Source organism: Kitasatospora sp. NPDC091257 (assembly GCF_044757675.1).
Lineage (GTDB): Bacteria > Actinomycetota > Actinomycetes > Streptomycetales > Streptomycetaceae > Kitasatospora > Kitasatospora lactacystinica.
This window is the reverse complement of the sequence record NZ_JBIVVI010000809.1, coordinates 1-4,269: the sequence shown is the minus strand read 5'-3', so window position 1 is coordinate 4,269 and position 4,269 is coordinate 1. Positions and strand designations below refer to the sequence as shown.

The window sequence follows — 4,269 nt, the reverse complement described above, 5'->3', positions numbered from 1 at the left end:
GGGGTCCGGCGGCTTTTCGGGCCGCCCGGCCGGTCGGGTAGCGTCGGGCCCAAGGGGCCGCGGGGTGCGGCCACGGCTGAGGAGGCGCCCGCGATGACCAGCACCGACGACCGCACCGAGCCCGGAGGCCGGCCGGACGGCGAGCAGGACGGCGAGCAGGGCGGCCAGGGGCACCCGTTCGGGCCGGAGCTGGGCCCGCTGGTGGACGAGGTGCGCCGGTTCGCCGGTGCGCTCGGCGACAAGGCCCAGGAGGCGAGCGCCACCACCCTGATCACCCTGTCCGGGCTGGCCGACCGGCTGCGCACCCAGCAGCCGGAGGTCTACTCCCACCTCGCCGCGGCCGGCACCGGGCTCGCCGCCGCGGGCGCCGAGCTGCTGGCCGCCTACCGCGCCGCCGTGGCCGGGCACGAGAGCCGCTGGACCGCCGGGGAGGGTGCGCCGACCGAGAAGATCGACCTCGACCTCGACGGCGATGGCGGCGGCGACCTCGGCGGCGATGTTGACGAGGCTGACGGGTCGTCCGTCAAGCAGTGAAACCGTGACTTTCGGAGGGTGATCGGGTTGCTCTCGTACGTCACGAAGAAGGAGATTAGATACGACTTTTGAAGCATCACGGCCAGGCTGGCCCAGGATTGTCTTCGGATAATGTATGCGAGGCTGTGTACGGGGGCCGGGTTGGACGGTAGCGTTCCGTCCAGCGGAACGAGTGAATAGCTGAGGGACACATGGCTCTGACCATCGGCGTCGATGTCGGCGGGACCAAGATCGCGGCAGGCGTGGTCGACGAGGCGGGCGCCATCCTGGCCCGGACCAGGGTGCCCACCCCGGCCGACCCGCAGTGGGCGGTCGACGCCATCGCGCAGGCCGTGCGCGAGCTCAAGGAGGAGCACCCCGGTGTCACGGCGGTGGGCGTCGGCGCCCCCGGGTTCGTCGACAGCAACCGCTCGACCGTGATCTTCGCTCCCAACATCGACTGGGAGAACGAGCCGCTGCGCGGCCGGATCGAGGAGCTCACCGGCCTGTCCACCGTCGTCGAGAACGACGCCAACTGCGCGGCCTGGGCCGAGTTCCGCTTCGGCGCGGCCGCCGACCACCGCGACATGGTGCTGATCACCGTCGGCACCGGCATCGGCGGCGGCATCGTCCTGGACAACCGGCTGCACCGCGGCCGCTTCGGCGTGGCCGGCGAGATCGGCCACCTCAACATGGTCCCCGACGGCCTGCTCTGCGGCTGCGGCGGCAAGGGCTGCTGGGAACAGTACGGCTCCGGGCGCGCGCTGCGCCGCTACGGCCGGGAGAAGGCGGCCGCCGACCCGCAGCGCGGCCACCGGATGCTGGAACTCAACGACGGCGTGGCCGAGACCATCCGCGGCATCCACATCACCCAGGCCGCGGCGGAGGGCGACCCGCTCGCCCTGGAGTGCTACGCGGAACTGGCCGACTGGCTGGGCCGCGGCATGGCCGACCTCGCCGCGCTGTTCGACCCGGGCGTCTTCGTGCTCGGCGGCGGCGTCTCCGACTCCGGCCGGCTGCTGCTCGACCCGGTCGCCAAGGCGTTCGAGCACTACCTGACCGGCGGGGTGCACCGCCCGCGCGCCGAGGTCGTGCTGGCCTCGATGGGCTCCGCCGCCGGCATCGTCGGCGCGGCGGACCTCGCCCGCACCGCCTGACCCCTCCGAGCCCGCCGGCGGCGGTGCGACCGGGTCCCGACCGATCCCGGACGCACCGCCGCCGTCGCACGTCCCGGCCCGGCCGCGTACGGTCGGATCGATCCGGTGACCGCCCAGGGGAGGACCATGAGCGCCGCGACCACGACCACCGCCATGACCGGGACCGCCGCCGCGACCGGGACCGCCGCGCGGGCCGAACCGCTGCCGCCGCCCGGCCCGGGCCGGCTGCGGCTGCTCAGCTACAACATCCGCTCGCTGCGCGACGACCGGCGGGCGCTGGCCCGGGTGATCCGGGCCTGCGAGCCGGACGTGGTCTGCGTCCAGGAGTCCCCGCGCTACTGGCGGCCCGAGGGCCAGGCCGCCTGGCTGGCCCGGAGCACCGGCACGGCCGTGCTGGCCGGCGGCGGCCGCACCGCCGCCGGCCCGCTGCTGCTCGGCCGGCCCGGCGCGGTGGAACTGCTGGAGGTGCACGACCGGCTGCTGCCCAAGACCCGCGGCCTGCACGCCCGGGGCTTCGCCGGCGCGCTGCTGCGGCTGCCCGGCACGGCGCCGTTCAGCGTCACCAGCTGCCACCTCAGCCTGGACCAGGAGGAGCGGTACGGGCAGTTCGAGCTGCTCCTCGACCAGCTCGCAATCGCCGAACTCGGCGTCGTGGCAGGGGACTTCAACGAGCACCCGGACGGGCCGGGCTGGCGGCTGCTGGCCTCGCGGCTCCAGGACGGGTACCCGACCGCGCCCTGGGGAGGCGAGTTCACCTCCGTACCGGAGCGCCCCTACCAGCGGATCGACGCCGTCTTCGCCACACCCGGGATCACCGTCCTCGGCTGCGGGGTGCCGCACGGGCTGCCCGGTGTCAGCGAGGCCGACCTGCGGGCCGCGACCGACCACCTGCCGGTGCTCGCCGTCCTCGAACTGCCGACGAGCCGGCCGGGTGGTCAGCAGGTCCGCTAGACGACCGCGCCGTGGTCCGGGTCCTCCGGCTCGTCCTCGTCGCGGTCCTTCATCCGCGCGACCAGGGTCACGAAGCCGCCGAGGAAAGCGGTGATCCCGACCCAGGCGGGCCAGCCGGAGATCTCCCGCCAGACCACCGCGTCGACCAGCAGCAGCGCCGGGCCGCCGAGCACCGCCAGCCAGGCGAACTTGGCGGTCACGTCGGCGGCCGGCAGCGGCGGGGGCTCCGGCGGGACGAAGTGCCCCTCGTCGGTCTCCTCGGCCAGTTCGAAGTCGCGCGGGCCCGCGCCGCCCGCCGGCATCACCGGCCGGCCGGAGCGGGGGCGGGGCTGCGGGGCGAGGTCGGCCAGGTCGTCCTGGTCGCCGCGGCCGCCGGCGCCGCCTTCCTTGTAGCCGCCCTTGAGCTCGTTCTGCGCCCGGAGGTTCTCGACCTCGGGCCAGTTCGGGTTGTTGAGGTCGACCGGGTCGTCGAACTGTGCCACCAGGGCGGCGAAGATCGCGTCCTGCTCGGCCTGGCTGCGCTCGGGCGCACGACGCGGACGGCGTTCGGCGGTGTCGCCCGCGGCCTCTCCCGCGGAGCCGGTGGCGGCGTCCCGGCCGGGTGGGGGCGTCGCCGTGCCCTCCGGGCCGGTACGGTCCGTCGGCGCACCGCCCGGGGTGGCGGCGTCCGTCCCGCCGTCCTTGGTCGCGCCGTCCTCGCGGGGAGTCTCGTCCCCGCCGCCCGCCGTGCTGCTCTCGTGCACTTCCGGCCCTTCAGCCATGGTGATCGTCGGATTCGACCCGGGTGACGCCCGCCGCGTGCGCGGGGGCCAGCCGTTGGATGAAGTCCTGGCCGGCCGCGAATATTTCCGCCGCGTCGTGGTCCAGCGTCGCGACGTGGAAACTGCGCTGGCACAGCCGCTCCGTCACGTCCGTCGAGGATATCCGGGCCAGTACCAGTTCCGAGTTGGCCGGCGAGACGACGTGGTCCTGCGGGCTGTGGAAGAGCAGCACCGGCTGGGTCACCTCCGGCAGCAGCCGCTGGACCTCCCGCCACAACCGGCTCAGCGACCAGGCGGCGTGCAGCGGGGTGCGGTCGTAGCCGACCTCGACCGCACCGGCCCGGGCGATGTCGTTGGCGACCCCGGGCAGGCTGGGCAGCAGGTGGCGCAGCACCGGCAGCAGCACGCTCGCGGGGGTGTCCGAGCGCACCGACGGGTTGACCAGCACCAGCCCGGAGACCGTCGGCCCGTGCAGCGCGGCGAGCCGCAGCGCCAGCGCGCCGCCCATCGACAGGGCGCAGACGAAGACCTGCTCGCACTCGTCGGCGAGCGCCAGCAGTTCGCGCTCGACCTCCGCGTACCAGTCCTCCCAGCGGGTGAGCTGCATGTCCTGCCAGCGGGTGCCGTGCCCGGGCAGCAGCGGCAGCGAGACGGTGAAGCCGGCCGCAGCCAGTTCGTCGGCCCACGGCCGCAGCGACTGCGGCGACCCGGTGAAGCCGTGGCAGAGCAGCACTCCCACCGGCCCGCCGGTGTGGCGGTACGGCTCGGCACCGGGCAGCAACGGCATGGCGGACTCCTTCGCGGGCGGGTGGCGCTGGGGGAGAGGACGCTGGAGGGGGAAGTGCTGCGAAATCGCATCGTCCCACGCTCCGCGCCGGGTCGTACAC

The 4,269-nt window shown here is 74.7% G+C and carries 5 protein-coding genes; 3 read left to right on the top strand and 2 right to left on the bottom strand.

Features of this window, described 5'->3' with window-relative positions; genetic code table 11:
* Positions 1 to 93 precede the first annotated feature (93 nt).
* From ACIQOV_RS29995 to ACIQOV_RS29985, 3 genes are all read left to right on the top strand, one after another.
* Positions 94 to 534 carry a DUF5304 family protein gene (locus ACIQOV_RS29995; protein WP_401053724.1) on the top strand — a complete coding sequence of 147 codons (441 nt, stop codon included), beginning with the start codon at positions 94 to 96 and terminating at the stop codon, positions 532 to 534.
* Positions 535 to 725: 191 nt separating this feature from the next.
* Entirely contained in the window at positions 726 to 1,670 is a 945-nt protein-coding gene (locus tag ACIQOV_RS29990) for an ROK family glucokinase (RefSeq protein ID WP_401053723.1), read from the top strand.
* Between the two features lie 126 nt (positions 1,671 to 1,796).
* Positions 1,797 to 2,621, top strand: coding sequence for an endonuclease/exonuclease/phosphatase family protein (locus tag ACIQOV_RS29985; protein WP_401053722.1), 825 nt, complete (start codon positions 1,797 to 1,799; stop codon positions 2,619 to 2,621).
* Here the strand turns inward: ACIQOV_RS29985 and ACIQOV_RS29980 are convergent.
* Complete coding sequence (locus tag ACIQOV_RS29980; protein ID WP_401053720.1) at positions 2,618 to 3,364, bottom strand: hypothetical protein; 747 nt, start codon at positions 3,362 to 3,364, stop codon at positions 2,618 to 2,620. The genes ACIQOV_RS29985 and ACIQOV_RS29980 overlap by 4 nt on opposite strands.
* A 10-nt stretch (positions 3,365 to 3,374) precedes the next feature.
* Positions 3,375 to 4,169: an alpha/beta fold hydrolase gene (locus tag ACIQOV_RS29975; RefSeq protein ID WP_359897094.1), complete on the bottom strand. Its 795-nt coding sequence runs from the start codon at positions 4,167 to 4,169 to the stop codon at positions 3,375 to 3,377.
* Positions 4,170 to 4,269 lie beyond the last annotated feature (100 nt).